The sequence below is a fragment of the Pseudomonas extremorientalis genome, from assembly GCF_024584605.1.
In the GTDB taxonomy this organism is placed as follows: domain Bacteria; phylum Pseudomonadota; class Gammaproteobacteria; order Pseudomonadales; family Pseudomonadaceae; genus Aquipseudomonas; species Aquipseudomonas extremorientalis.
This window is the reverse complement of sequence record NZ_CP089519.1, coordinates 6,006,710-6,031,755: the sequence shown is the minus strand read 5'-3', so window position 1 is coordinate 6,031,755 and position 25,046 is coordinate 6,006,710. Positions and strand designations below refer to the sequence as shown.

At 62.6% G+C, this 25,046-nt stretch carries 23 protein-coding genes; 17 read left to right on the top strand and 6 right to left on the bottom strand.

The genetic code is table 11. The features are described 5' to 3' along the window. The 3 genes from LUU92_RS27430 (at nucleotide 1) to LUU92_RS27420 (ending at nucleotide 2,849) form a co-directional block, all read left to right on the top strand. Nucleotides 1-666 carry a fumarylacetoacetate hydrolase family protein gene (locus LUU92_RS27430; RefSeq protein ID WP_257102907.1) on the top strand — a complete coding sequence of 222 codons (666 nt, stop codon included), beginning with the start codon at nucleotides 1-3 and terminating at the stop codon, nucleotides 664-666. A 227-nt stretch (nucleotides 667-893) separates the two neighbouring features. After that, nucleotides 894-1,820 carry an SdiA-regulated domain-containing protein gene (locus LUU92_RS27425; protein ID WP_093120554.1) on the top strand — a complete coding sequence of 309 codons (927 nt, stop codon included), beginning with the start codon at nucleotides 894-896 and terminating at the stop codon, nucleotides 1,818-1,820. 120 nt (nucleotides 1,821-1,940) lie between these two features. Further along, entirely contained in the window at nucleotides 1,941-2,849 is a 909-nt protein-coding gene (locus tag LUU92_RS27420; RefSeq protein WP_257102906.1) for an SdiA-regulated domain-containing protein, read from the top strand. Here LUU92_RS27420 and rpiA read toward each other — a convergent pair. Next, nucleotides 2,836-3,510 (bottom strand): ribose-5-phosphate isomerase RpiA, encoded by a 675-nt coding sequence (gene rpiA / locus LUU92_RS27415; RefSeq protein ID WP_016979019.1) that lies wholly within the window; start codon nucleotides 3,508-3,510, stop codon nucleotides 2,836-2,838. The genes LUU92_RS27420 and rpiA overlap by 14 nt on opposite strands. A gap of 137 nt (nucleotides 3,511-3,647) precedes the next feature. Between rpiA and ilvA the strand changes: the two genes are divergently transcribed. Both ilvA and LUU92_RS27405 read left to right on the top strand, forming a co-directional pair. Beyond that, the gene (gene ilvA, locus LUU92_RS27410) at nucleotides 3,648-5,162 is read left to right on the top strand and encodes a threonine ammonia-lyase, biosynthetic (RefSeq protein ID WP_257102905.1); all 1,515 of its coding nucleotides are present in this window, start codon (nucleotides 3,648-3,650) and stop codon (nucleotides 5,160-5,162) included. A gap of 40 nt (nucleotides 5,163-5,202) precedes the next feature. Further along, on the top strand, nucleotides 5,203-5,616 hold the full coding sequence (locus LUU92_RS27405; protein WP_071490413.1) for a DUF2269 family protein: 414 nt from the start codon (nucleotides 5,203-5,205) through the stop codon (nucleotides 5,614-5,616). A 102-nt stretch (nucleotides 5,617-5,718) separates the two neighbouring features. Here the strand turns inward: LUU92_RS27405 and LUU92_RS27400 are convergent, their stop codons facing one another. After that, nucleotides 5,719-6,375, bottom strand: coding sequence for a histidinol-phosphatase (locus tag LUU92_RS27400; RefSeq protein ID WP_093527214.1), 657 nt, complete (start codon nucleotides 6,373-6,375; stop codon nucleotides 5,719-5,721). Between the two features lie 143 nt (nucleotides 6,376-6,518). Between LUU92_RS27400 and LUU92_RS27395 the strand changes: the two genes are divergently transcribed. Both LUU92_RS27395 and ptsP read left to right on the top strand, forming a co-directional pair. Beyond that, nucleotides 6,519-6,998, top strand: a complete 480-nt coding sequence (locus LUU92_RS27395; RefSeq protein ID WP_003176750.1) for an RNA pyrophosphohydrolase — start codon at nucleotides 6,519-6,521, stop codon at nucleotides 6,996-6,998. Nucleotides 6,999-7,020: 22 nt separating this feature from the next. Beyond that, entirely contained in the window at nucleotides 7,021-9,300 is a 2,280-nt protein-coding gene (gene ptsP, locus LUU92_RS27390; protein ID WP_257102904.1) for a phosphoenolpyruvate--protein phosphotransferase, read from the top strand. An 18-nt stretch (nucleotides 9,301-9,318) separates the two neighbouring features. Here the strand turns inward: ptsP and LUU92_RS27385 are convergent, their stop codons facing one another. Further along, entirely contained in the window at nucleotides 9,319-10,065 is a 747-nt protein-coding gene (locus LUU92_RS27385; protein ID WP_257102903.1) for an NRDE family protein, read from the bottom strand. Nucleotides 10,066-10,185: 120 nt separating this feature from the next. On the opposite strand from LUU92_RS27385, the gene LUU92_RS27380 reads away from it, so the two are divergent. The 3 genes from LUU92_RS27380 to LUU92_RS27370 all read left to right on the top strand — a co-directional run bounded on the left by LUU92_RS27380 (nucleotide 10,186) and on the right by LUU92_RS27370 (nucleotide 12,747). Next, on the top strand, nucleotides 10,186-10,968 hold the full coding sequence (locus LUU92_RS27380; RefSeq protein ID WP_071490409.1) for a sulfite exporter TauE/SafE family protein: 783 nt from the start codon (nucleotides 10,186-10,188) through the stop codon (nucleotides 10,966-10,968). A gap of 78 nt (nucleotides 10,969-11,046) precedes the next feature. Further along, a complete protein-coding gene (lgt, locus tag LUU92_RS27375) occupies nucleotides 11,047-11,859 on the top strand; it encodes a prolipoprotein diacylglyceryl transferase (protein ID WP_071490408.1) in 813 nt (270 codons plus the stop codon). Nucleotides 11,860-11,913: 54 nt separating this feature from the next. Next, nucleotides 11,914-12,747 (top strand): thymidylate synthase, encoded by an 834-nt coding sequence (locus LUU92_RS27370; RefSeq protein WP_092241868.1) that lies wholly within the window; start codon nucleotides 11,914-11,916, stop codon nucleotides 12,745-12,747. On the opposite strand, the gene cadR is transcribed toward LUU92_RS27370, so the two are convergent. Next, nucleotides 12,748-13,188 carry a Cd(II)/Pb(II)-responsive transcriptional regulator gene (gene cadR, locus LUU92_RS27365; protein WP_071494514.1) on the bottom strand — a complete coding sequence of 147 codons (441 nt, stop codon included), beginning with the start codon at nucleotides 13,186-13,188 and terminating at the stop codon, nucleotides 12,748-12,750. It abuts the gene before it with no gap. Nucleotides 13,189-13,273: 85 nt separating this feature from the next. Between cadR and LUU92_RS27360 the strand changes: the two genes are divergently transcribed. From LUU92_RS27360 to LUU92_RS27330, 7 genes are all read left to right on the top strand, one after another. Next, nucleotides 13,274-15,526: a heavy metal translocating P-type ATPase gene (locus LUU92_RS27360; protein ID WP_257102902.1), complete on the top strand. Its 2,253-nt coding sequence runs from the start codon at nucleotides 13,274-13,276 to the stop codon at nucleotides 15,524-15,526. Nucleotides 15,527-15,542: 16 nt separating this feature from the next. Beyond that, complete coding sequence (locus tag LUU92_RS27355) at nucleotides 15,543-16,406, top strand: LysR family transcriptional regulator (protein WP_071490404.1); 864 nt, start codon at nucleotides 15,543-15,545, stop codon at nucleotides 16,404-16,406. A gap of 246 nt (nucleotides 16,407-16,652) precedes the next feature. After that, nucleotides 16,653-17,717, top strand: coding sequence for a putative 2-aminoethylphosphonate ABC transporter ATP-binding protein (locus tag LUU92_RS27350; protein WP_257102901.1), 1,065 nt, complete (start codon nucleotides 16,653-16,655; stop codon nucleotides 17,715-17,717). 1 nt (nucleotide 17,718) lies between these two features. Further along, nucleotides 17,719-19,425: a putative 2-aminoethylphosphonate ABC transporter permease subunit gene (locus tag LUU92_RS27345; RefSeq protein WP_071490402.1), complete on the top strand. Its 1,707-nt coding sequence runs from the start codon at nucleotides 17,719-17,721 to the stop codon at nucleotides 19,423-19,425. Between the two features lie 18 nt (nucleotides 19,426-19,443). Continuing rightward, a complete protein-coding gene (locus LUU92_RS27340) occupies nucleotides 19,444-20,469 on the top strand; it encodes a putative 2-aminoethylphosphonate ABC transporter substrate-binding protein (protein ID WP_257102900.1) in 1,026 nt (341 codons plus the stop codon). Between the two features lie 124 nt (nucleotides 20,470-20,593). Continuing rightward, nucleotides 20,594-21,727: a TIGR03364 family FAD-dependent oxidoreductase gene (locus tag LUU92_RS27335; protein WP_092241893.1), complete on the top strand. Its 1,134-nt coding sequence runs from the start codon at nucleotides 20,594-20,596 to the stop codon at nucleotides 21,725-21,727. Further along, nucleotides 21,727-22,281, top strand: coding sequence for a phosphonate degradation HD-domain oxygenase (locus tag LUU92_RS27330; RefSeq protein ID WP_071490481.1), 555 nt, complete (start codon nucleotides 21,727-21,729; stop codon nucleotides 22,279-22,281). The genes LUU92_RS27335 and LUU92_RS27330 overlap by 1 nt, the downstream gene beginning before the upstream one ends. On the opposite strand, the gene LUU92_RS27325 is transcribed toward LUU92_RS27330, so the two are convergent. Next, nucleotides 22,278-23,645, bottom strand: a complete 1,368-nt coding sequence (locus LUU92_RS27325; RefSeq protein ID WP_222540598.1) for a DUF3482 domain-containing protein — start codon at nucleotides 23,643-23,645, stop codon at nucleotides 22,278-22,280. The two genes, LUU92_RS27330 and LUU92_RS27325, sit on opposite strands and share 4 nt — an antisense overlap. Continuing rightward, on the bottom strand, nucleotides 23,638-25,008 hold the full coding sequence (locus LUU92_RS27320) for a DUF2868 domain-containing protein (protein ID WP_257102899.1): 1,371 nt from the start codon (nucleotides 25,006-25,008) through the stop codon (nucleotides 23,638-23,640). Before LUU92_RS27320 ends, LUU92_RS27325 begins: the two co-directional genes overlap by 8 nt. Nucleotides 25,009-25,046 lie beyond the last annotated feature (38 nt).

The following is a 25,046-nucleotide window of genomic DNA, read 5'->3' as shown; positions in this document are numbered from 1 at the left end:
ATGAGCTACCAGCACAAGTATGTCGACGGCACCAACATCCACTTTCCGGTGGGGAAAGTGGTGTGTATCGGGCGTAACTACGCCGAACATGCCAAGGAACTGGATAACCCGGTACCGACCGAACCGTTGCTGTTCATCAAGCCGGGCAGCTGTGTGGTGCCGTTGGGCGACAGTTTCACTATCCCCACCGAGCGCGGTTCGGTGCATTACGAAGCGGAGATCGCGGTGTTGATCGGCAAGCCATTGTCGAACAAGCCCAGCCGTGAAGAAGTGCTGGATGCCATCTCCGGCTTCGCCCCGGCCCTGGACCTGACCCTGCGCGACAAGCAGGCCGAGTTGAAAGCCAAGGGCCTGCCGTGGGAAATCGCCAAGTCCTTCGACGGCGCGGCGGTGATTGCGCCGTTCGTGGTGGGCAGTACCTTTGTGGACGTGACCGACATCGGCATCCGCCTGACCATCAATGGCGAGGTGCGCCAGGACGGCAACAGCGCGCAGATGCTCAACCCGATCATCCCGATGATCCAGCACATGGCCGGCTGCTTCTCGCTGCAGGCGGGCGACGTGATCCTCACCGGCACCCCGGCCGGTGTAGGCCCGCTGAATGTGGGGGATGAGTTGGTGCTGGAACTGGCGGACCAGCATCGTTTTGAAAGCGTTGTTCGTTAAGCACAGACAAAACGCGGTCAAAATTGTGGGAGGGGGCTTGCCCCCGATGGCGGTTTATCAGTCAAATATCTGTTGCCTGACACTCAGCAATCGGGGGCAAGCCCCCTCCCACATCCCAGGCTTTTGCATTTTTTTCACACGCCATCCGGATAATCCTCAGCCTCGTTCGCGCAGGCCCGTTGTTCCTGTGCTATCACCTAACGCTGACTTTCCGGAAAAAGCGCCCAATGGCCGTGTCCCTGCCCTCCGCTTCACCCAAGCCGCGTTCTCGTTTTGCCATGCGTTGGTATTCCTGGCTGTTGCTGACAGGGGTGATCCTGTATGGCGTGGCCTGGGCCCTGCACTGGGATGATCGCGGTGTGTTGTGGGTGCTGGAGCGCTTTGAGACGCCGGCTGAACGCCAGCAGAGCGTATGGCTGCCGGACTACCATGCGGTCATTGATGGCAAGCTCTTGCCGGGGATGGAGAAGGACGAAGCGTCAGACGTTGCCTACAACCCACAGACCAAAACCCTGTTTTCCGTGATGGGCAAAAACCCGTTCCTGGCCGAGTTGAGCCTGCAAGGCGATGTATTGCGCAAGATGCCGCTCAACGGCTGGGACAACCCGGAAGGCGTGACCGTGATGGAGAATGGCCTGTTGGCAGTGGTCGACGAGCGCCAGCACACCCTGACCATCGTCAAGGTCGATGCGAGCACCACCCAACTGAACAAAGCCGACTTCACCAGCTATGACCTCGGCCCGTCCAAGGACCAGAACAAGGCCTTCGAAGCCATCACCTGGGACAAGCGTAACCAGCAGTTGATCCTTGGCGAAGAGCGCCCGCCCGCGCTGTTTACCTGGAAAAGCGACGGCGGCCCGACCCTGGCGGGCGATAAACAAACGCTGGCGAGCAAAGAACTGGACATGCGCAACCTCTCGGCCCTGTCCGTCGACCCGCGTACCGGGCATTTGCTGGTGCTGTCGGCCGACTCCCATCTGTTGCTGGAGCTGGACGAGAAGGGCCAGCAAGTCAGCTTCATGACCCTGCTCGGCGGTTTCAACGGCCTCAAGCACACCATTCCCCGTGCCGAAGGGGTGACCATGGACGAGGAGGGCACGCTGTACATCGTCAGTGAGCCAAACCTGTTCTACCGATTCGAAAAGCAGAAATAGCACACCGATTACGTCAGATATGTCTCTGTGAGCGGCATCTGCCAGACATCCGGGCGTGTTTAAGTTTAAATTCAGACGGGCGTGATATTCATTCGCCACTTTTGAATTTGAGCCCCCCCGATGCAACGACTAGCCCGCCCCAAACCCCTGTTCATCTTGCTTGCGCTGATCGCCCTGGTCAGCGCAGGGGCCGTTGCGCAGCATTTTCGCCTGTTCGAACGTGCCTGGTTCAATTGGCAGGTATGGCGCCAGCCAGCGGACGAACGCTCCATCGGGCTGGCGGACTACCGCGTCACGCTGGAAGCCCAGGCCATTGAGGGGCTCGACGACGATGTCTCGGCCCTGACCTACGACCCGGTGCGCAAAAGCCTGTTCACCGTCACCAATAAAAACGCCGAGCTGATCGAGTTGTCCCTGGAAGGCAAGATCTTGCGGCGCATCCCCTTGATCGGGTTCGGCGATGCCGAAGCCGTGGAGTTCATCAGCGACAACATCTATGTCATCAGCGATGAGCGCCAGCAGCGGCTGATCAAGGTGCATGTGGACGATGACACCCAATTCCTCGACGCCGCTGACGCGGAGCAGATGACCCTGGGTTTGCATGTCGGTGGCAACAAGGGCTTTGAAGGCCTGGCCTACGACTCGGTGGGCAAGCGCCTGTTCGTGGCCAAGGAGCGCGACCCGATGCTGATCTATGAGGTGCATGGCTTCCCGCATTTCAAACCGGAAAAAACCTACTCGGTACACGTGATCAATAACCCCAAGCGCGACGCCGGGTTGTTTGTGCGTGACCTGTCGAGCCTGCAATACGATGAGCGCAGCGGCCATCTGCTGGCGCTGTCGGATGAGTCGTTTCTGGTGCTGGAACTGGATATCGACGGTCGCCCGTTGAGCAGTCTGTCACTGCTCAACGGACGTCATGGCCTGACGAAGCGAGTGCCGCAGGCCGAAGGCATCGCCATGGATGACGAGGGCGCGCTGTACCTCGTCAGCGAGCCGAACCTGTTCTACGTCTTCAAGAAGCCTTGAGGGTTTTGACGCCTTCGGCGGTGCCCAGCAGCAGCACATCGGCCGGACGCGCCGCGAACAGGCCGTTGGTGACCACGCCGACAATCGCGTTGATCTGCGTTTCAAGCTCCACCGGATTGGTGATCTGCATGTTGAACACGTCGAGGATAATGTTGCCGTTGTCGGTCAGCACGCCCTCACGGTACACCGGGTCGCCGCCCAGCTTCACCAGCTCGCGGGCCACGTGGCTGCGGGCCATCGGGATCACTTCCACTGGTAACGGGAAGGCACCGAGCACCGGCACCAGCTTGCTGGCGTCGGCGATGCAGATGAAGGTCTTGGCCACGGCCGCGACGATCTTCTCGCGGGTCAGGGCTGCGCCGCCGCCCTTGATCAGGTTCAGGTGTTCGTCGCTTTCATCGGCGCCGTCGATGTAGAACTCCAGGTCGCTCACGGTGTTGAGCTCGTACACCGGAATGCCGTGGCCCTTGAGGCGTGCGGCGGTGGCTTCGGAGCTGGCCACGGCGCCATCGAATGCGCCCTTGTGCTGGGCCAGTGCATCGATAAAGCAGTTGGCGGTGGAGCCGGTGCCGACACCGACGATGCTCTTGTCGTCGAGTTTAGGAAGGATTAAATCGACGGCGGCCTGGGCCACTGCCTGTTTGAGTTGATCCTGGGTCATGCGGGCTCCGGAACGGGCGGGGAGTTATCGAGGGGCGCGAGTATAACCCAACAAAACCTCTGGATTCGTGTGGTCGCCCGCCCAAACGCTGGGTTAGACTCCTTGGCCCTGCCCAACCCGCCCAGTGATATCCGCCGATGCTTGAACAGTACGTCAAAAAGATCCTCACCTCGCGCGTTTACGACGTTGCCGTAGAAACCCCGTTGCAGACCGCCCGTCAGCTCTCCGAGCGGCTGGGCAACCAGGTCTGGCTCAAGCGTGAAGACTTGCAACCGGTGTTCTCGTTCAAGATTCGCGGCGCCTATAACAAGCTGACCCAACTGAGCGCCGAAGAACGTGCGCGCGGCGTGGTCACCGCGTCGGCCGGCAACCATGCCCAGGGCCTGGCCCTGGCGGCGAAGGTGCTGGGGGTCAAGGCCACCATCGTGATGCCCAAGACCACGCCTGAAATCAAGGTCGAAGGCGTGCGCTCCCGTGGCGGCAAAGTGGTGCTGCATGGCGATTCGTTCCCGGAAGCCCTGGCCTACTCGCTCAAACTGGTCGACGAAAAAGGCTACGTGTATATCCACCCCTACGATGATCCGCACACCATTGCCGGGCAGGGCACCGTGGCGATGGAGATCCTGCGCCAGCATCCAGGGCCGCTGGACGCGATTTTCGTACCGGTGGGCGGCGGCGGGCTGATCGCCGGTATTGCGGCGTACGTGAAATACCTGCGCCCCGAGATCAAGATCATCGGCGTCGAGCCGGACGACTCCAACTGCCTGCAAGCCGCCATGGCTGCTGGCGAGCGCGTTGTGCTGCCGACCGTGGGCATCTTTGCCGATGGCGTGGCGGTGGCGCAGATCGGCCAGCACACCTTCGACATCTGCAAGGACTATGTGGATGAAGTGATCACCGTGAACACCGACGAGATCTGTGCGGCGATCAAGGACATCTACGACGATACCCGTTCCATCACCGAGCCGGCAGGGGCTTTGGGCGTGGCCGGGATCAAGAAGTACGTCGAGACCCGTGGCGTCACCGGACAGACTCTGGTCGCCATCGACTCCGGCGCCAACGTCAACTTCGACCGCCTGCGCCACGTGGCCGAACGCGCCGAGCTGGGTGAAGGCCGCGAAGCCATCATCGCCGTGACCATCCCTGAGAAGCCCGGCAGCTTCAAGGCGTTCTGCGAGGCCGTGGGTAAACGCCAGATCACCGAATTCAACTACCGCTACCACTCCGGCAGCGAGGCGCACATCTTTGTCGGCGTGCAGACCCATCCGGAAAATGATCCGCGCAGTGCCCTGATCGCCAGCCTGACCCGCCAGGGGTTCCCGGTGCTGGACCTGACCGAGAACGAACTGGCCAAGTTGCACATTCGTCACATGGTGGGCGGGCACGCGGCCAAGGTCAGCGATGAAGTGGTGTTGCGCTTCGAGTTTCCGGAGCGTCCGGGGGCGTTGTTCAACTTTCTTAACAAATTGGGCGGGCGCTGGAACATCTCGATGTTCCACTATCGCAACCACGGCGCAGCAGACGGCCGTGTGGTCGCCGGCCTGCAAGTGCCGACGGATGAACGTCACCTGGTACCGGCCGCCCTGGAAGCCATCGGCTACCCGTACTGGGATGAAAGCGATAACCCGGCCTACAAACTGTTCCTCGGTTGAGCGACTACGCTGAAGGGGCGGCCTTCAAGGAAAACGACACATGGAAACCCTGACCACCCTGAAAGTTATCCACATGGCAGCCACCGTGGTGTTGCTGCTCAGTGGCCTTGGCCTGGCGCTGCTGGCCTGGCGCAAACGCAGCGCCGGCCCGGCGGTGACCGTGCAGCGCCCGTGGGCGTTCGTCTGGTTGCTGATGGGCGTGTGCGTGGTCAGCATGCCGTTTACCGGCTGGTGGCTGGTGCACCTGGTTGGCTGGCCGCTGGGCCAGACCTGGATCCTGGGTTCCAGCATCCTCTATACCGTGGCGGCGCTGGCCTGGTTCTGGCTGGTGGCGCGGCTCAATCGCCTGCGCAAAGGTGAGGGCGGTAGCCTGAACTTCACGCTGGTGCTGGCGGTGGTCAGTCTGGTGGGGTTTGTGGCGATTGCCGGTCTGATGGGCGCCAAGCCGGTTTAAGGCTTTGGACCGAGTCGTCTGCATCGGGGGCAAGCCCCCTCCCACATTTTGACCGTGTGAACCCGATCAAGTGTGGGAGGGGGCTTGCCCCCGATGGCTTCATCAGCTGCGCAGCGTGATCACCGGCCAGCCGCGCTTCTCGGCCTCGGCCCGCAGGTTCGGATCCGGATCCACCGCCACCGGGTGAGTCACTTTCTCCAGCAGCGGCAAGTCGTTCATCGAGTCGCTATAGAAATAGCTGTCTTGCAGGCTGTACCCGGTTTCTTCCAGCCAGCGGTTCAAGCGCGTCACCTTTCCTTCACGGAAGCACGGCACATCGGTGCTGCGCCCGGTGTAGCGGCCGTTTTCCATCTCGCACTCGGTGGCGATCAAGGTTTCAACGCCCAGGCGTGCGGCAATCGGCGCGGTGACGAAACGGTTGGTGGCGGTGATGATGACCAACTTGTCACCGGCGGCGCGGTGTTTGGCCAGCAGCTCAATGGCCAGCGGCAGCATGATCGGCTCGATGCAGTCGCGCATATAGTCGTTGTGCCATTCGTTCAACTGGGTGATCTCGGTGCGGCCGAGGATCTCCAGGCAGAAGTTCAGGTAGGCGGCGTTGTCCAGCTTGCCGGCCAGGTAATCCTGGTAGAACTCGTCGTTGCGGGCCTTGTAGGCCACCGGGTCGAGAATCCCGCGTTCACAGAGGTAATCGCCCCAGGCGTGATCGCTGTCACCGCCGAGAAGGGTGTTGTCCAAGTCGAATAAAGCCAGGCGCATTGCAGTTACTCGCTGAAAAGTCTGTAAAAAGGCGTCCAGAATACGGTCTTTTCACAAGAGTGCACATAAGGTACGAAGCCTCGTTGCCGCTTCATCAACCTTTGTGGAACAATGCGGCGACATGCGTTTGCGAGGTTGTTGCCGTGATCGACCCCGATGGTTTCCGTCCTAATGTCGGGATTATTCTTACGAATGATGCCGGACAGGTGCTATGGGCTCGCCGAATCAACCAAGATGCCTGGCAGTTTCCTCAAGGTGGAATCAACCCCGACGAGACCCCTGAAGACGCCTTGTACCGCGAGTTGAACGAAGAAGTCGGCCTTGAGCGCGAAGATGTGCAGATTCTGGCCTGTACCCGTGGCTGGTTGCGCTATCGTTTGCCGCAACGCCTGGTGCGTACCCACAGCCAACCGCTGTGTATCGGCCAGAAGCAGAAATGGTTTCTCCTGCGCCTGATCTCCAACGAGCAGCGGGTGCGGATGGATTTGACCGGTAAACCGGAGTTCGATGGCTGGCGCTGGGTCAGCTATTGGTATCCGTTGGGCCAGGTGGTGACATTCAAGCGCGAGGTTTATCGTCGCGCGCTCAAAGAGCTTGCCCCGCGCCTTTTAGCGCGCGACTGACGACGGAGTTCGACCCCGAGCCATGCTCAATACGCTGCGCAAGATCGTCCAGGAAGTTAACTCCGCCAAGGATCTCAAGGCGGCGTTGGGGATTATTGTGTTGCGCGTCAAGGAAGCCATGGGCAGCCAGGTCTGCTCGGTTTACCTGCTGGACCCCGAGACCAACCGTTTTGTGCTGATGGCCACGGAGGGCTTGAACAAGCGCTCCATCGGCAAGGTCAGCATGGCGCCCAATGAAGGTCTGGTGGGCCTGGTGGGGACGCGTGAAGAACCCCTGAACCTTGAAAACGCGGCCGATCACCCGCGTTATCGCTACTTTGCCGAAACCGGTGAAGAGCGTTACGCCTCGTTCCTTGGGGCACCGATCATTCACCACCGCCGCGTCGTCGGCGTGTTGGTCATCCAGCAGAAAGAGCGCCGTCAGTTCGACGAAGGTGAAGAAGCCTTCCTCGTGACCATGAGTGCGCAGCTCGCCGGGGTTATCGCGCACGCCGAGGCCACTGGCTCGATTCGCGGCCTGGGGCGCGAAGGCAAGGGTATCCAGGAAGCCAAGTTCGTTGGTGTACCCGGTTCGCCAGGCGCTGCGGTCGGTAGGGCGGTGGTCATGCTGCCGCCGGCGGATCTGGACGTGGTGCCGGACAAGGTCGTCACCGACATCGACGCTGAAATCAAACTGTTCAAGACCGCCCTGGAAGGCGTGCGCGCCGACATGCGCAACCTGTCGACCAAGCTGGCCACCCAACTGCGCCCCGAAGAGCGCGCGCTGTTCGACGTGTACCAGATGATGCTCGACGACGCGTCGCTGGGTAATGAAGTCAAGACCGTGATCAAGACCGGCCAGTGGGCCCAGGGTGCGCTGCGCCAGGTGGTCACCAATCACGTCAACCGTTTCGAACTGATGGACGACGCCTACCTGCGCGAACGGGCCTCGGATGTGCGCGACCTCGGTCGCCGTCTGCTGGCGTACCTGCAGGAAGATCGCACCACCAACCTGGTCTACCCCGACAACACCATCCTGATCAGCGAAGAGCTGACCGCGACGATGCTTGGCGAAGTGCCGGAAGGCAAACTGGTCGGCCTGGTGTCGGTACTCGGCTCGGGTAACTCCCACGTCGCGATCCTGGCTCGGGCCATGGGCATCCCGACGGTGATGGGCCTGGTGGACCTGCCGTATTCCAAGGTGGATGGTATCGACATGATTGTCGATGGCCATCGCGGCGAAGTCTTCACCAACCCCAGCGAAGTGCTGCGCAAGCAATACGCCGAAGTGGTCGAGGAAGAGAAGCAACTGGCGCTGGGCCTCGATTCATTGCGCGAGTTGCCATGCGTGACCACCGATGGTCACCGTGTGCCGCTGCTGGTGAATACCGGCCTGCTCGCCGACGTGGCCCGTGCGCAACAGCGTGGCGCCGAAGGGGTGGGGCTGTACCGCACCGAAGTGCCGTTCATGATCAACCAGCGTTTCCCGAGTGAGAAGGAGCAACTGGCGATCTATCGCGAGCAACTGCAGGCCTTCCATCCGTTGCCGGTGACCATGCGCAGCCTGGACATCGGCGGCGACAAGTCACTGTCGTATTTCCCGATCAAAGAGGACAACCCGTTCCTCGGCTGGCGCGGCATTCGCGTCACCCTCGATCACCCGGAAATCTTCCTGGTTCAGACCCGCGCCATGCTCAAGGCCAGCGAAGGCCTGAACAACCTGCGCATCCTGCTGCCGATGATCTCCGGCACCCATGAGCTGGAAGAGGCGCTGCACCTGATCCACCGCGCCTGGGGCGAAGTACGCGACGAAGGCGCCGACGTACCGATGCCGCCGATTGGCGTGATGATCGAGATTCCGGCGGCGGTGTACCAGGCCAAGGAACTGGCGCGGCAGGTGGACTTCCTGTCAGTGGGGTCCAACGACCTGACTCAATACCTGCTGGCTGTGGACCGTAACAACCCACGGGTGGCCGACCTCTACGACTACCTGCACCCGGCGGTGCTGCAAGCCCTGCAACATGTGGTGCGCGACGCCCATGCCGAAGGCAAGCCGGTGAGCATCTGCGGCGAAATGGCTGGTGACCCGGCGGCGGCGGTGCTGTTGATGGCGATGGGTTTTGACAGCCTGTCGATGAACGCCACCAACTTGCCGAAGGTGAAGTGGATGCTGCGCCAGGTGGAGCTGAGCATGGCCAAGGAGCTGCTGGCGAAGTTGATGACCATCGACAACCCGCAGGTTATCCACAGCTCGTTGCAGTTAGCCCTGAAAAACCTGGGACTGACGCGGATGATCAACCCGGCCTCTGCCAAAAACCTTTGAAAATGTGGGAGGGTGGGGTCATAGGTTGATTTCGACTTCGCCCAACCGCCCACCGTGCGGCCCGAAACTGCGTTCCACCATCCGCCGCGTCCCGTCGGCATTCACGATCAATGCCGTGCTCGCCCGCGTCCCGTAACTCGGGCTGGCAATAAACACGCTGGATAAAAGGCTTTCCGTCGCCAACCCCACCCCAGTGTCCGGCAAGTCCGCAAACGGCGCGGTCCGTGGGTCACTCAAAATATCCAGCAACGCCTCTGGTTGCGGATCATCCAGAACCGCGCTCAACGCCGCCCTGGCCTTGAGCAACTTGGGCCACGGCGTATCCAGCCCCGCGTTGGATAGCCCATACACCCCGGCCTTCAAGCGCGTGGGCTCGGTATGGTTGGCGTTGTAATGCCACAGCTCATCCCGCGTGCCCACCAGCAGATTGAATCCGGCATATTCAATCGAACGGCCGTTAACATCGGCCAAATATTCGTCAATCGGCAGGGAACCGTTGAGAAACCGCGCCACTAATTCCCCCCGTGACTTACGGGCCGGCGGTTGATGAGGATCACGGATATTGGTCAGGGCAGCGAAGCGCCCTTCGGCGTTCACGCCCAGCCAAGTGCCACCGGCTTCCTGGTCACGGCCGGCGTACACCTGTGGCGCATCCGGCCACTGGGCCAGCGGCAGGCTGGGGCGGGCGTAGAACTCATCGCGGTTGGCCGCGACGATCAGCGGCTGGGCGTGGCCCGGCCGCCAGGCAAAAACAATCAGGCACATCAGGCGATCCCTTTTGTGTTTTCAGCCACTCTACCCACTCAAGCAGAGGCGTTCCATCGTATCCAGTTGGGTCGCATGCCTTCCATCCGTTAACATGCCGGACTTGGTTCGGGGGCTCCCATGGAATTTCTGCTGTATTTGCTGCTCGGCGCCTGTGCGGGCGTGCTCGCCGGGCTGTTCGGCGTGGGCGGCGGGATCATCATCGTGCCGGTGCTGGTGTTCAGCTTCACCTTGCAGGGGTTTGACCCGCAGGTGCTGACCCACCTGGCGGTGGGTACTTCCCTGGCGACGATCATCTTTACCTCGGTGAATGCCGTGCGTGAACACCACCGGCGGGGCGCGGTGCGTTGGCCGATCTTTGTGTGGATGACCGTGGGCATCCTGATTGGCGCCGGCTTTGGCGCGCTGACTGCCGAGGCGATTTCCGGCCCGCACCTGCAAAAGATCATTGGCGTGTTTGCCTTGCTGGTGGCCGTGCAACTGGCCCTGGAGGTCAAGCCCAAGGCCAGCCGTACGGTGCCGGGCAAGGTTGGCCTGACCGTGGCGGGGACGTTTATCGGCTGGGCCTCGGCGATTTTCGGAATTGGCGGCGGTTCGCTGACCGTGCCGTTCCTGACCTGGCGCAGCGTGCCGATGCAGCAGGCGGTGGCCACTTCATCGGCCTGTGGCTTGCCGATTGCGGTGGCCAGTGCATTAAGTTTCATGATTCTGGGCTGGCATGACCCGCTGTTGCCCGCTCATAGTCTAGGGTTCGTGTATTTGCCAGCGCTGTTGGGCATTGCCCTGACCAGCATGGTGTTCGCCCGTTTCGGCGCACGCCTGGCGCATCGCTTGTCGCCGCGGTTGCTCAAGCGGTTGTTCGCCGGGTTGCTGTTCTGTGTCGGTTTGAACTTTTTGCTTTGAAAAAACTTGAGTAATGCAGGCTTAATCGCGGCCCGGCATGGTCCGCACGCCTAACGAATGATTTAACGAGGAGTCGCAATGCTGCCTTACCCGCAGATCGACCCGGTGGCCCTGGCCATCGGTCCGCTGAAAATCCACTGGTACGGGTTGATGTACCTGATCGGCATCGGCGGTGCCTGGTTTCTGGCCTCCCGACGCCTGAACCGGTTCGACCCGACCTGGACCAAGGAGAAACTCTCCGACATGGTCTTCTGGCTGTCGATGGGGGTGATTGTCGGCGGGCGACTCGGCTACGTGCTGTTCTATGATCTGTCCGCGTACATCGCCAACCCGACATTGATCTTCGAAGTATGGAAAGGCGGCATGGCGTTCCACGGCGGCTTTATCGGTGTGATGATCGCTGCCTGGTGGTTCGGTCGCCGCAACGGCAAGTCGTTCTTCCAACTGATGGACTTCGTCGCGCCGATGGTGCCGATCGGCCTGGGCGCCGGGCGTATCGGCAACTTCATCAACGCCGAGTTGTGGGGCAAGCCGACCGACGTGCCGTGGGCCATGGTGTTCCCGCCGTTCAGCGATCCGGCGCAACTGCCGCGCCACCCGTCGCAGCTCTACCAGTTTGCGTTGGAAGGCGTTGCGCTGTTCCTTATCCTGTACATCTTTTCGCGCAAACCGCGCCCGACCATGGCGGTTTCCGGCATGTTCGCGCTGTTCTATGGGATCTTCCGCTTTATCGTCGAGTTCGTGCGTGTGCCGGATGCGCAACTGGGCTACCTGGCGTTCGGTTGGGTGACCATGGGCCAGATCCTCAGCCTGCCGATGATCATCGGTGGCTTGGGCCTGCTGTGGTGGGCGTATAACCGCCCGCAACCTCTGAAGAACACCGCGCTTTAAATTCGAATGCCCAGGTCTTTATCTGGCCTGGGCTTCAACGATACGGGTACCAACATGAAGCAATATCTCGAGCTACTGAACGACGTCGTGACCAATGGACTGACCAAGGGCGATCGCACCGGTACCGGCACCAAAGCCGTGTTTGCCCGTCAGTATCGGCATAACCTGGCCGACGGCTTCCCGCTGCTGACCACCAAGAAGCTTCACTTCAAAAGCATTGCCAATGAACTGATCTGGATGTTGAGCGGCAACACCAACATCAAGTGGCTGAACGAAAACGGCGTGCGCATCTGGGACGAATGGGCCACCGAAGATGGCGATCTGGGCCCGGTGTACGGCGAACAGTGGACCGCCTGGCCAACCAAGGACGGCGGCACGATCAACCAGATCGACTACATGGTCCACACCCTCAAGACCAACCCCAACAGCCGCCGCATCCTGTTCCACGGCTGGAACGTCGAGTACCTGCCGGACGAAACCAAGAGCCCCCAGGAAAACGCCCGCAACGGCAAACAAGCCCTGCCACCGTGCCACCTGCTGTACCAGGCGTTCGTGCATGATGGTCACCTGTCGATGCAGTTGTATATCCGCAGCTCCGACGTCTTCCTCGGCCTGCCGTACAACACCGCCGCGCTGGCCTTGCTCACCCATATGCTGGCCCAGCAGTGCGACCTGATCCCCCATGAGATCATCGTCACCACCGGCGACACCCACGCCTACAGCAACCACATGGACCAGATCCGCACCCAGCTGGCGCGCACGCCGAAGAAGCTGCCGGAACTGGTGATCAAGCGCAAACCTGCGTCGATCTACGACTATAAGTTCGAAGACTTCGAGATCGTGGGCTACGACGCCGACCCAAGCATCAAGGCCGACGTGGCTATCTGATCAATGCCCATGGCTGCGCCCTACATGTGAGGGCTCAGCCTCACTGGCCAGCACACTCCCGCTGACTTCCAGCCGCTGCAGAATCCCGCACTGATCCCCGCCACCACAGCGCTGGCGCAGGTCCAGCAATTGCTCCTGCAACGCCAACAGCCCATCGATCCGCGCTTTCACGTGGTGGATATGCTCGTCGATCAGCGCATTCACGCTTTCGCACTGGTCCTGGGGGCTGTCCCGTAGCCCCAGCAGGCTGCGGATTTCTTCCAGGGTCATGTCCAGGCTGCGGCAATTGCGGATAAACACCAACCGCTCGGTGTGTGCCTGGGTGTATACGCGGTAGTTGGCGTCGGTGCGCGCCGGCGGAGGCAGCAGGCCTTCCTTCTCGTAGTAACGGATGGTTTCCACCGGGCAGTCGGTCAGTTTGGCCAGTTCGCCGATCTTCATCGCAACAATCTCCAAATGGGTGCTTGACCCTATAGTGGCTACAGGGTCTTTACTTGGCAACAGGCACCTTTACGGACGCGACAGAATGAGCGATTCCATCCACACCCCGCATAAACACGAGCATGATCACGATCATGGCCCGAAAAAACTCACGCCTGTGCATGACCATGGCCACGGCGGCGCCTGCTGTTCCGGCACCCCGGCCCCGGCGTTGGTGCAATTGAGCGAAGCGCCCACCGCCGGCTCGCGGCTGAGCACCTTTCGCATCGAAGCCATGGACTGCCCCACCGAGCAGACGCTGATCCAGAACAAACTGGGCAAGCTTGCGGGTGTGCAGCAACTGGAATTCAACCTGATCAACCGCATCCTCGGTGTCACCCACGATCTGCCGACGACCGCGCCGATCATCGACGCCATCAAGTCCCTGGGCATGCAGGCCGATCCCGTCGAAGAAGGCACACCCGCCGCCGAACCGCCCGCCAAGAAACACTGGTGGCCGCTGGCGTTGTCCGGCATCGGCGCACTGGGCGCCGAAGTGCTGCACTTCACCAGCGCCGCGCCGACCTGGGTGATTGCCATCGTGGCGCTGGTGTCGATCCTCAGTGGCGGGCTCACCACCTATAAGAAGGGCTGGATTGCCCTGAAAAACCTCAACCTGAACATCAATGCCCTGATGAGCATCGCGGTAACCGGCGCGATCCTGATCGGCCAGTGGCCGGAAGCGGCGATGGTGATGTTCCTGTTCACCGTGGCCGAGTTGATCGAAGCCAAATCCCTGGACCGTGCGCGCAATGCCATCAGCGGCTTGATGCAGATGACGCCCGAGCAGGCCACCGTGCAGCAGGCTGATGGGTCTTGGGCTGAACAAGAGGTCAAGAGTATCGATCTTGGCGCCATCGTGCGGGTAAAGCCTGGCGAGCGCATCGGCCTGGATGGCGAAGTCACCGCTGGCCAATCCACGATCGATCAGGCGCCGATCACCGGTGAAAGCCTGCCGATTGAAAAGACCGTGGGCGACAAAGTCTTCGCCGGCACCATCAACCAGGCCGGTTCCCTGGAATATAAAGTCACTGCCGCCGCCAACAACTCCACCCTGGCGCGCATCATTCACGCGGTGGAGCAGGCCCAAGGCGCACGGGCACCGACCCAGCGCTTCGTCGACAGCTTCTCGAAAATCTACACCCCGGCGGTGTTCCTGTTTGCCCTGGGCGTGGCGGTGATCCCGCCGTTGTTCATGGCCGGTGCCTGGTTCGACTGGATCTACCGCGCCCTGGTGCTGCTGGTGGTCGCCTGCCCGTGTGCACTGGTGATTTCCACCCCGGTGACTATCGTCAGCGGCCTCGCGGCGGCAGCGCGCAAAGGCATCCTGATCAAGGGCGGCGTGTACCTGGAGGGCGGTTACAAGCTCGACTACCTGGCCCTCGACAAGACCGGCACCATTACCCACGGCAAACCGGTGCAAACCGATTACCTGGCGCTGTTCCCCAACGTCGAAGACAGCGCACCGGCATTGGCCGCCAGCCTGGCTGGGCGTTCCGATCACCCGGTGTCGCTGGCGATCGCCAATGCGGCTGTGGATAAAAATCTGCCTACCCACATTGTGGATAACTTCGCCGCCCTGGCCGGTCGCGGCGTGCGCGGCGAGATCAACGGCGAAACCTACCATTTGGGCAACCACCGCCTGGTGGAAGACCTGGGCCTGTGCTCGCCGGAGCTGGAAGAAAAACTCTTCGCCCTGGAGAAGCAAGGTAAGTCCGTGGTGCTGCTGCTCGACAAGTCCGGCCCACTGGCGCTGTTCGCCGTGGCCGACACGGTCAAGGACAGCAGCCGCGAAGCCATCCAGCAGTTGCACGAACTGGGCATTAAGACTCTGATGCTTACCGGTGACAACACCCATACCGCCCAGGCGATTGCCGCCCAGGTTGGCATCGACCAGGCCCAGGGCGACCTGTTGCCGACCGACAAGCTGCAAGCCATCGAAACCCTCTACGGCCAAGGCCACCGCGTGGGCATGGTCGGCGACGGCATCAACGACGCCCCGGCCCTGGCCCGCGCCGAGATCGGCTTTGCCATGGCTGCAGCGGGTACCGACACGGCCATCGAGACCGCTGATGTGGCCTTGATGGACGATGACCTGCGCAAGATTCCGGCTTTCATTCGTCTGTCGCGGCAAACGTCGAGTATCCTCAAGCAGAACATCGCCCTGGCGCTGGTGATCAAGGCGATCTTCCTCGCGGTCACCTTCCTGGGCATGGCCACGATGTGGATGGCGGTGTTCGCCGACATGGGCGTGAGCTTGCTAGTGGTGTTCAATGGCCTGCGCCTATTGCGCAAATAGACGATGAGAGGGTGGTGTGCTGAGTGCCGAGTTGAAGGCGTTTTATATGGTCGCCCGCCTGGGCAGCATTACCCAGGCGGCGAAAAAACTCGGCCTGAGCCAACCCACGGTCACCACCCAGATCCGCAATCTGGAAAGCCAATACGGCATTGAATTGTTCTACCGTGGCGGGCGTCGCCTCACCGTCAGCGACGAGGGCGCGCGGCTGCTGCCGATGGTCAAGGCGCTGTTGCAGCAGGAAGCGGATATCGAGTTTTTCCTGCGCAACAACGGCCAGGTCCAAGGCGCACTGAGGATTGCCGCGACGGCGCCGTACTACATCCTCGACCTGGTCAAAGCCTTTCGCGAACGCCTGCCGCAGGTGGAAGTGTCGGTGGAAATCGGCAACTCCCAGCAGGTACTCGAAGCGCTGGACGATTACCGCGTCGACGTTGCCGCCTCCTCGCAACTGCTCGAAGACCCACGCCTGATTCGCCGCGTACTGGGCACCGACCCGTTGGTGCTGGCGGTGCACCGCAACCATCCGTTGGCCAAGCTCGACCATGTACCGCTCAACGCATTGGCCGGGCACACGCTGTTGATGCGTGAAGCGGGCTCTACCACGCGGCGTTTGACCGAAGAACTGTTGCAGAGTGCAGGTGTGAGCTTTGGACCGCTGCTGGAAATCGGCAGCCGCGAGTCGATTCGTGAAGCGGTGCTGCGCAACATCGGCATCAGCATCATTGCCCGTCAGGAAGTGCCCCATGACCCGCAATTGCGCGTGCTGACCATCGAGAATGCGCCGCAGATTCCGGAGTATCTGTACTGCCTCAAAGAACGGAAAAGTGCTCGCCTGCCGGCGGCTTTTCTGGGGTTGGCGCAGGAAATGTCGCCGCTCTGAAGCGTGGTGATCGCCTTGAGGGCCAATCGGGGGCAAGCCCCCTCCCACACTTGACCGAGTTCCAACATGAGAACGGGGTCTAATGTGGGAGGGGGCTTGCCCCCGATAGCGATAGACCAGGCACTCAGCATTGAGAGCCCTACCCAAATCCACCAATACCACTATCACCACGTTTTGCCTTTCTGCCACATCAGGGACGCATTGCCACCCTAGCATGGCCCTCATCCGTTCGATGAGGTGCCTTGCATGAACACAGCCCTGACCCAACCCGGCGCGCCCATGAAGGTGCGGGGTATCCAGAAACGCTTCGGCGCCTTTACCGCGCTGGACAACGTGTCCCTGGACGTCGCCGCTGGCGAGCTGGTGTGCCTGCTGGGCCCGTCCGGTTGCGGCAAGACCACCTTGCTGCGCTGTATCGCCGGCCTGGAACGCCAGGACAGCGGCGAGCTTTACCTGGGCGACCGCGATGTTTCCCTGCTGCCGCCCCAGGCGCGGGACTACGGCATCCTGTTCCAGTCCTACGCGTTGTTTCCCAACCTCACCGTTGAAGCGAACATCGGCTACGGCCTCACCGGCAGTGGTCGCGATGAAGTGCGCCAGCGTGTTGGCCAGATGCTCGAACTGGTCGGCCTGGTCGGTAGCGAAAAGAAATACCCCGGCCAGCTGTCCGGTGGCCAGCAGCAACGCGTCGCTTTGGCGCGTGCCTTGGCGCCCGCGCCTTCGTTGTTGTTGCTGGACGAACCGATGTCGGCCCTCGACGCCCGCGTGCGTGAGCATCTGTGTACCGAGCTGCGCCAACTGCAACGGTGCCTGGGCATCACTACGTTGATGGTCACCCACAACCAGGATGAAGCGATGCTGATGGCCGACCGTATCGCCGTGATGAACAACGGCAAGGTCGAGCAATACGCCACGCCCCAGGAGGTCTACGACCGTCCGGCCACGCCGTTCGTGGCGGAGTTTGTCGGCCAGGGCAATTGGCTGCCGTTCAGCCGCAACAGTGCCAGTCACGCCCAGGTCGGCGGGATGAACATGCGCCTGGCCGACGATGCCGGCATGGCCAAGTCCGGGCGCCTGTTCTGTCGCCCGGAGGCGATCAGCGTCAACCCGCCGGTGCATGAAGAAAACCTGTTCCCGGCCAAGGTGCGCGAGATCACCTTCCTTGGCAACCGCTGCCGCATGAGCTTTGAGCTGGAGCAATTGCCCGGCCACCCGCTGCTCGCCGAACTGGCCCCGGAAGCCATGCCGCGCCTGGGGGCACAGCACATCTGGGTGGCCTTGCCGCCGCGCAGCCTGCAGGTGTTTGCCTGAGATGGCTGCTGTGATGACACTGCCACGCCAGGTTTCGCGCGCCGAAACCGGCGACAGAGTTTTCGTCGTCGGCGGCAAACTGCTGTGGCTGTTGCTGTTGGGTATCGCTGTATTGATGCCGTTGCTGGCGATCTTCTGGCGCGGTTTCAGCAGCGAGGCCGGGCAGGGCGGTGGCCTGGTGGCGGCGCGGGAGCTGGTGACCAGCGCCAACTTCCATTGGCTGCTGGGCAATAGCCTGAAAGTGTCCCTGAGCGTGGCGGCCATCGTCGTACCGCTGGCTTACCTATTTGCCTACGCCCTGCAACGCACCTTGATTCCCGGCAAGGCGATCTGGCGCGGTATGTCACTGCTGCCGCTGATGGCGCCGTCGATGCTGCCGGGCATTGCGCTGGTCTATCTGTTTGGCAACCAGGGCATGCTGCGCGGGCTGCTTTCGGAGAACATCTACGGCTTCTGGGGCATTGTGCTGGGGGAGGTGATCTACACCTTCCCACATGCCTTGATGATTCTGCTGTCGGCGCTGTCCCTGGCGGATGCACGCTTGTTCGATGCCGCCTCCAGCATGGGCGCCAGCCCGGCCCGGGCGTTTCGCAGCATCACCTGGCCGGCCACGCGCCAGGCGGTGTTCGCCGCGTTTTGCCTGGTGTTCACCCTGACCATCACCGACTTCGGTGTGCCCGTGGTGGTGGGTGGCGATTATCAGGTGCTGGCCCTGGAGGCGTACAAGGCGGTGGTCGGCCAGCAGCAGTTCGGGCGCGGTGCGCTGATCGGCATGGTGTTGCTGTTGCCGGCGTTGTTCAGCTTTGGGGTGGATGCCTGGCTGCGCCGCCGTCACGGCGACTCGATGAGCGGCCGTGCGCAAGTGTTTCAACCGGTGCCATCGGCCTTGCGAGACGCCTGCTACCTGACCATCGTGCTGCTGATCTGCGCGGTATTGCTGTTGGTGTTCGGCATGGCGGTGTATTCCTCGCTGGTGAAATTCTGGCCGTACAACCTGTCGCTGTCCCTCAACCATTACCAGTTCGAGGACACAGCCGGCGGCGGTTGGCTGGCTTACCGCAACAGCCTGACCCTGGCCCTGTGCACCGCGTTGATCGGCAGCGTGCTGATCTTCACCGGCGCCTACCTGATGGAAAAAACCAAGGGCCAGAAGGGCCTCAACCTGGCCCTGCGCATGCTCAGCTTCGTGCCGATGGCCGTGCCGGGCCTGGTGCTGGGCCTGGGCTACGTGTTCTTTTTCAACCTCAACGGCAATCCGCTGCATGTGTTCTACGGAACCATGACCCTGCTGGTGGTGTGCACCATTGCGCATTATTTGACCACTGCACAGATGACCGCGACCACCGCACTGCGCCAGCTCGACGCCGAGTTCGAAGCCGCCGCGCTGTCCCTCAAGGCGCCGCTGTACCGGCATTACTTGAAGGTGACGGTGCCGATCTGCCTGCCGGCGCTGCTGGACATCGTGCGCTATCTGTTTGTGTCGGCGATGACCACCGTGTCCGCCGCGATCTTCCTCTACAGCCCCGACACCATCCTCGCCGCCGTCGCCGTGCTGAACATGGATGACGCCGGCAACGTGGGCGGTGCGGCGGCCATGTCGACCCTGATCCTGTTCACTTCGGCCGGCGTTTCGCTGCTGCTGGCGTGGGCTTCACGTGGCGCGTTGCGCCGCTCCCAAGCCTGGCGCCAGACCGCGCCCGGGCAATAATCCTGAAGGAGGTGTTCCATGTTCAAGCCCCTGGCGCTGGTCGCGGCGGTACTCACGGCATTCAGCGTGAATGCCTTTGCCGCAAAAACCGAGTTGACCGTGTACACGGCCCTCGAAGCCGAGCAATTGAAGACCTACAAAAAGGCCTTCGAACAGGCTAACCCCGACGTCGAGATCAAATGGGTGCGTGATTCCACCGGCATCATCACCGCCAAGCTGCTGGCCGAGAAAGACCGCCCGCAAGCCGACGCAGTGTGGGGCCTGGCCGCCTCCAGCCTGGCGATCCTCGACCAGCAAGGCATGCTGGACAACTACGCGCCCAAAGACCTGGACAAGATCGGCAAGAACTATCGCGATGCCGCCAACCCACCGGCGTGGGTCGGCATGGACGTGTGGGCGGCGACCATCTGCTTCAACACCGTTGAAGCCGAGAAACAGGGCCTGACCAAGCCGGTGAGCTGGCAGGACCTGACCAAGCCTGAGTACAAGGGCAAGATCGTCATGCCCAACCCGGCCTCGTCCGGCACCGGTTTCCTTGACGTCAGCGCCTGGCTGCAGACCTTCGGCGACAAGCAAGGCTGGCAGTACATGGACGACCTGCACCAGAACATCGGCCAGTACGTTCACTCCGGGTCCAAGCCGTGCAAGCTGGCGGCTTCCGGTGAATTCCCGATCGGCATTTCGTTTGAATACCCGGCGGTACAGCTGAAACGCCAGGGCGCGCCGTTGGACATCATCCTGCCGAAGGAAGGCCTGGGCTGGGATATCGAAGCCACCGCGGTGATCAAAGGTACCGCGCACAAGGACGCCGCGCAGAAGCTCGCCGACTTCTCCGCCAGCCCGGCGGCCATGGAGCTGTACAAGGAAAACTTTGCCGTGCTCGCTCAGCCGGGTATCGCCAAGCCGCAGACCGAATTGCCGGCCGACTACGAGCAGCGTTTGATCAAGAACGACTTTGCCTGGGCGTCGAAGAACCGCGACAGCATCTTGACCGAGTGGCGCAAGCGCTATGACGGCAAGTCGGAGAAAGTGGCAGGGCAGTAAGGTTTTTCGTTGGGGCTACTGGCCTCATCGGGGGCAAGCCCCTCCCACACTGATGGCATTCACAAATCGAACTGTGGGAGGGGGCTTGCCCCCGATGGCGGTCTGCAAAACAGGACATCACGATATGACACACCACAGCGACCTGCTGATCATCGGCGCCGGCATCCTCGGCCTGTCCCACGCCTACGCCGCCGCCAAACGCGGCCTCAAGGTCAAGGTGTTCGAACGCAGCGCCACGCCCTTGGGCGCTTCGGTGCGCAACTTCGGCCAGGCGCTGGTGACCGGCCAACCACCGGGGCCGATGCTCGACCTGGCACGCGAAAGCCGTGAGATCTGGGGCCATTGGGCGCAGGTCGCCGGGCTGCAACTCAAGCGCAACGGCGCCTACCTGTTCGCCCGCACCGAAGCCGAAGAGCATCTGCTGGAAGCGTTCTGCGCTGGCCGTGCGCAGGAACACGGCTACAACGTCGACCTGCTGCAAGGCGCAGCGATGAAAGACCTGTACGGCGGCCAGTTCCGCCATCACCGCGCTGCGCTGCATGGCAAGGACGATCAGCAACTGTATTCGCGCGAAGCGATCCCGGCGCTGATCAACTACCTGGCGCAAGAGCTGAAGGTGCAGTTCTACTTCTCTACGCTGGTGCGCGACGTCGAACCGGGCCAGTTGCACAGCACGGCAGGCAGCTTTCGCGCTGAACAGATCATCGTGTGCTCCGGCCACGACTACCAGACCCTGCTGGCCGAAGCGATGGCCGAACTCAACCCGAGCATCTGCCGCCTGCAAATGCTGCGCGCGCGGCCAGCGGTGAACCTGAACCTGCAACACGCGTTGCTCACCGGCTTGAGCTGCGTGCATTACGGCGCCTTTGCCGACCTGCCGGAAGCCGCGCCGGTGCAGGCGCAAATCCTGCGGGAGGCACCGCACCTGCATGAGCACGGTATCCATTTGCTGATCAGCCCGACGCCCCATGGCGAACTGATCATCGGTGACTCCCATGACTACGGCAGCGATGCATCGCCGTTCAATGCCGAGCAGGTCGATGACTGGATGATCGCGCTGGCCGAGCAGACCCTGGGCTGCAAGATCCAGGTCGTGGAGCGCTGGCAGGGCGTGTACGGCTCACGCGGGCCGGCGCCGTTTTCGTTCCTGCGGGCGGCGCCGGGTGTGAGCGCGGCGTTGATGCACACCGGTGTGGGCATGAGCGTGGGGCCGGCAATGGCTGAGCGAAATATCACAACCTTGTGGGGGGCGGCGTGATCAACCCGGAACAGACCATCGCCGAAGTCTTCGGCTTGTACGAACAGCACGGCACGGCGGATTACATCGGCGAGCCGGTGTCGCAGATCGAGCACATGTCCCAGGCCGCACAGTTGGCCATGGCCGAAGGCTTCGATGATGAAGTGGTGCTGGCGGCGTTTTTCCACGATATCGGGCACTTGTGCGGTGAGGGCGGCGAAAACATGGGCGGCTATGGCGTGGTCAGTCATGAGCGGCTCGGCGCCGATTACTTGCGTCGTGCAGGCTTCAGCGAGCGCATGGCCAAACTGGTGGAGTATCACGTGCAAGCCAAGCGCTACCTGACCTTCAGCCAGCCGGGCTATTACGCCCGCCTGAGCGAAGCCAGTCTTCGTACGCTCGGGTATCAAGGCGGTGTGATGACGCAAGAAGAAGCCCAGGCGTTTGAGCAAGACCCGCTCTGCGAGATCAGCCTGCGCATGCGCCATTGGGACGAACAGGCCAAGGCAATGCACGTGCCGGTGCTCGACCTCGAGGTGCTCAAGGCCAAGGCGCGGCAGGTGCTGGCGGCTTAGGTTTCGTCGAGGCGCCGGGCCAGTGCCTCGATCTGTTCCTGGCGCTCGGCCTGGCTGAGCCTGGGGTGAGGGTTGAGCGACGACCACTGCGGGTGGGCGCGGGCTTTGTGCAATGCATCCGGCAACTTGCCCTCGCGCCAGGTCTTGTCCTGGGGCGTGTCGACCTTGATGCTGTGCATCGCCGCATGGCCGCGCAGGTCCAGGGCCTTGAGCAACTGGCGTTGGCGCAGGGCGAGCAGGCGCAATACGCTGTCGTCTACGGTCAGCTCGCGCTGGCCTTTGATCTTGCCCAGCAGCCGGCTGCCATAGCTGCGTGCGGTTTGCAGCGCGCCACCGGCAATGGCGCCGGCCAGGGCGGCGGCGCCCAAGGTCAGGCCGCCGACCAACAGATCCACGCCGGCACCCGCCGCTGCGCCTGCGGCGATCCCGCCACCGACGCGCACGCCGAGTTGCTTGAGAGTTTCCGGGTTGAACAGGTCGTCGCCCCAGCGCCCGTCCAGCAGCGGCAGGTCACTGGCGGCGGCATCCTGCGGGCGGAAGCCGAACAGCTTGAGCAGCGCTTCCACACACTTTTGTTCGCGTTGGCGCACGGCTTTGCGCAGGTCGCCGATGGCGTGTTGTTCATCTTCGGTGACCACGCTACGGCGGCAGGCGGCGCAGTCGATCAGCAGTTCGGCGATCAGCCGGGCGGCGCTTTGCTGGCGGGCCTGGCGCTGGGCCTCTTGATCCAGGATCAGTCGCTCCAATTGCGGCCGTGCGTTTTCCAGCAGCAGGGCGAGGCTTTCATACAGGCGCCGCTCGCCGTCTTCCGGCGGTGCCACGCTGTCGAAGCGCACCAGCGCGTGCAGGCCAAGCCGGGCCAGGGCTTCGCGCCAGTCCGGCTCGCGGTGGTCGCTGCTGCTGACAAAGTTGAGCACCGGCAGCAACGGCTTGCCGCAACTGGCCAGCACTTGCAGCTCGTCGCGGTACTTGGCCAGTACCGGCTCGCGGGCGTCGATCACATACAGGCCGGCGTCGGAGGCCAGCAGTTGGCGCAGCACCTTGGCTTCCTGTTCGAAACGCTGGCGCGCTTCGCTGCCTTCCAGGAACCGCGCCAGGCGGGCCGGGCCGTCGAGGCGTTCGCCGGGGCGATCCAGGCGCTCCAGGTAATCGAGCAGGGCGATGGCGTCTTCCAGGCCGGGGGTGTCGTACAGCTCCAGCAAGGCTTCGCCGTCCACCGACAAGCGTGCGCCTTCCACATGCCGTGTGGTACTGGGACGATGGGACACTTCGCCGAAGCCCACATCTCGCGTAAGGGTGCGCAGCAGCGACGTCTTGCCGACATTGGTGTGGCCGACCACGGCGAGTTTCAGGGGCTTAGTCATGACCGGTCTCCAGCCAGTTCAGCGGTGCGCAGTCGGCAAAGGGCAATTCAAGCTGTTGCAGCGCGGTGTGCCAGTCGCCCAGGCGCTCGGCGTCGAGGGCCTGGCCGGGCGGCGCTTGCAGCAGCCACACGCGGGTGGCGGTGGCGCTGCGGGCGAGTTCGGCGATCAGCGCCAGGCTGCCGCGATCCGGCGAGCGGCGCGGGTCGCAGGCGATGGCCAGGCGTGCGGGCGGGAAGCGCGTGAGTTGTTCCAGCAGTTTGTTGCGCGATTCGCGGCTGTCGAGGATCCCGGCGTTCTTCACGTTGTGCGGCAGTTTGGGCGGCCAGGGGCGCTGGTCGTCCAGCTCGATGGCCACCAGCAGCGCGCCGTCGCTTTGCAGTTCGCTGACGCCGCCGCTGACGTGATGCAGTTGTTCGGGGGCGGCATCGTTGACCCCGAGGCGCTCACTGCTCGGCATCAGGCGCTCGCGCAATTGGCTGTAGCCGGGCAGGTTGAGGTCCAGGCGCAGGGCGGCGCGTCCACGTTTCCAGCGCCACAGGCAAAGCAGGGCAAGGATCAACCGGGGCAGCAGGCCATAGACCAGCAGCACGCCCACCAGCCACGCGGCCCAGGCCTGGCGGGCGCTTTCGATATTCAGCGCGGAATCGCCGCTGGCGCGGATCATCTCGACGGTCGGCACATTGAAGCCCAGCAGGGCGGGCAGGGTGCCGAGGGCCTGGGTGACGGCGACGAAGGTGTCGGCGCCGAGAATGGTGGTTTCCCACACGAAGCCGTAGCGGCGGGTGGCGAGCAGTGTCAGCAGAATCACCAGGGTGCTGAGCAACGCCAGCAACCACAGGCTATTGACCAGCACACCTACGGCCCAGCGATTGAGTTTCTGTCGTTGCAGCAATAGCAGCAGTGCGGGCGCCAGCTGCGCAGCCTTCGCGTCACGGGCGAGTTTTTCGCTGAGCCATAACCACAGTCGCCCCAGGCTGGCGCTGTGTTCACCGGCAAACAGCAGGCCCAAGGCCCAACTGATCAGCAGGATCAGGTTCAAGCCGAGCAAGCTGCCCAAGGCCCAGAACACATTCACCGGGACCAGGCCGTTGCCCAGCGCGGCAAAGGCCAGGCCCGCGCCGCTGATCACCGCGACGACCGCCAGCAGCACCAGCGCCAGACGTGCGCCTTGCAACCAGCGGGTGAGGGCGGTCGTGAGCCCATCGCGCTCGGCCAGGTGCAGGGCGCGGTGCTGGATGCGCGTCGGCAGGTCGCCACCGGCGGTCCGGGCCAGGCGGTTGGCTTCCAGGTCTTCCAGGGGGCCGGCGTGTTCTTCGCGCAGGCGCACGGTTTCTGTCAGCCAGAGTGTGTGCAAAGGAGTCACGCGTTGTCCTGTCGTGTTTGTGAGCCTGGAGCATAACC

Excerpts from the sequence above, each read along its gene's own strand:
- LUU92_RS27430 (WP_257102907.1), top strand. The coding sequence starts at position 1 with ATGAGCTACCAGCACAAGTATGTCGACGGCACCAACATCCACTTTCCG.
- LUU92_RS27425 (WP_093120554.1), top strand. The coding sequence starts at position 894 with ATGGCCGTGTCCCTGCCCTCCGCTTCACCCAAGCCGCGTTCTCGTTTT.
- LUU92_RS27420 (WP_257102906.1), top strand. The coding sequence starts at position 1,941 with ATGCAACGACTAGCCCGCCCCAAACCCCTGTTCATCTTGCTTGCGCTG.
- rpiA (WP_016979019.1), bottom strand. The coding sequence starts at position 3,510 with ATGACCCAGGATCAACTCAAACAGGCAGTGGCCCAGGCCGCCGTCGAT.
- ilvA (WP_257102905.1), top strand. The coding sequence starts at position 3,648 with ATGCTTGAACAGTACGTCAAAAAGATCCTCACCTCGCGCGTTTACGAC.
- LUU92_RS27405 (WP_071490413.1), top strand. The coding sequence starts at position 5,203 with ATGGAAACCCTGACCACCCTGAAAGTTATCCACATGGCAGCCACCGTG.
- LUU92_RS27400 (WP_093527214.1), bottom strand. The coding sequence starts at position 6,375 with ATGCGCCTGGCTTTATTCGACTTGGACAACACCCTTCTCGGCGGTGAC.
- ptsP (WP_257102904.1), top strand. The coding sequence starts at position 7,021 with ATGCTCAATACGCTGCGCAAGATCGTCCAGGAAGTTAACTCCGCCAAG.
- LUU92_RS27385 (WP_257102903.1), bottom strand. The coding sequence starts at position 10,065 with ATGTGCCTGATTGTTTTTGCCTGGCGGCCGGGCCACGCCCAGCCGCTG.
- LUU92_RS27380 (WP_071490409.1), top strand. The coding sequence starts at position 10,186 with ATGGAATTTCTGCTGTATTTGCTGCTCGGCGCCTGTGCGGGCGTGCTC.
- lgt (WP_071490408.1), top strand. The coding sequence starts at position 11,047 with ATGCTGCCTTACCCGCAGATCGACCCGGTGGCCCTGGCCATCGGTCCG.
- LUU92_RS27370 (WP_092241868.1), top strand. The coding sequence starts at position 11,914 with ATGAAGCAATATCTCGAGCTACTGAACGACGTCGTGACCAATGGACTG.
- cadR (WP_071494514.1), bottom strand. The coding sequence starts at position 13,188 with ATGAAGATCGGCGAACTGGCCAAACTGACCGACTGCCCGGTGGAAACC.
- LUU92_RS27360 (WP_257102902.1), top strand. The coding sequence starts at position 13,274 with ATGAGCGATTCCATCCACACCCCGCATAAACACGAGCATGATCACGAT.
- LUU92_RS27350 (WP_257102901.1), top strand. The coding sequence starts at position 16,653 with ATGAACACAGCCCTGACCCAACCCGGCGCGCCCATGAAGGTGCGGGGT.
- LUU92_RS27345 (WP_071490402.1), top strand. The coding sequence starts at position 17,719 with ATGGCTGCTGTGATGACACTGCCACGCCAGGTTTCGCGCGCCGAAACC.
- LUU92_RS27340 (WP_257102900.1), top strand. The coding sequence starts at position 19,444 with ATGTTCAAGCCCCTGGCGCTGGTCGCGGCGGTACTCACGGCATTCAGC.
- LUU92_RS27335 (WP_092241893.1), top strand. The coding sequence starts at position 20,594 with ATGACACACCACAGCGACCTGCTGATCATCGGCGCCGGCATCCTCGGC.
- LUU92_RS27325 (WP_222540598.1), bottom strand. The coding sequence starts at position 23,645 with ATGACTAAGCCCCTGAAACTCGCCGTGGTCGGCCACACCAATGTCGGC.